An 842-nucleotide genomic window follows, 5' to 3' on the forward strand; every position below is an offset into this window, starting at 1 on the left:
TCGGTATCTGCGCATCAAGGCAATCCCCACCCTGCTTTGCCCGTCCGGCGCTGTCGCTATACTGTCGCCACAACTTAAGAGAAGCATCAGGCTGGTCGCCGTGGGTCGCACTGAACTGGGCACCGAAGATGCACGATATCTTCGCTATCTCAGGGACAAGTTCAAGCTGCCATTCGAATACCGGCAAGTCAAGTCGCCATTGAATGGCAGCTCCCTAGCAGGAGCCGACACCTGAGTGACGACTTACCCACAAAACGAATGACGCTTCCTGGCCGGCTTCGGTCCGATGATTAGGCGACGAGGTCGTTCGCCGCCGCCCGGACCTAACTGTCTCAAGCCGTTAAGGTTTATTCGATGCCTGCCATCGGCCACAGGAATGTGACGGCGCGTCTGCGCGGGTTGGCAGGCGTCGAATAAGCCCGATGGAGGAAACCGCGGAATGCACCGATGCGGTTGGAAGCTTCGCGGCTATGGCGATTGATAGGCCCGGATGGTGAGTGGTGTCGGATGCGGCACGGCCAGGCGGGCCGCTGGAGGGGCGCTGACGCCGTAGCGAAGCGGTGTAGTCGTGCATTTGCGATGATGAAGTGGGCGGTCGTAGCGCTTCGCAAAGCGACACGCGCAAATGTCCGCCCTTGGGCCGCGTTGCCGCGGAGCCAACGTTTGACAGGCAGGTCGAGGAACCGTGGAGTTCATGTCGGATCCCGGCGCATCGGCGGTGCGCGGATCGGGGCGCAGCGCGTGAGGATCTCGATGACGATCATCGGTGCGCCGCAGTGCCGGCAGATGAAGACGGGGCGGGTTTCGATGATGGCGTTGTCTGGTGACGGGCTGATCTCGGG

Annotated in this window: 1 protein-coding gene; it reads left to right on the top strand. The window is 61.6% G+C overall.

Going from position 1 to position 842, the window contains the following annotated elements:
- Positions 1-235, top strand: a 235-nt coding sequence (locus tag AWB68_RS50655; protein ID WP_235028892.1) for a hypothetical protein, incomplete at its 5' end; no start/stop codon positions are given.
- Between the last annotated feature and the right edge of the window lie 607 nt (positions 236-842).

Origin of the sequence: Caballeronia choica (genome assembly GCF_001544535.1) — a bacterium.
Lineage (GTDB): Bacteria > Pseudomonadota > Gammaproteobacteria > Burkholderiales > Burkholderiaceae > Caballeronia > Caballeronia choica.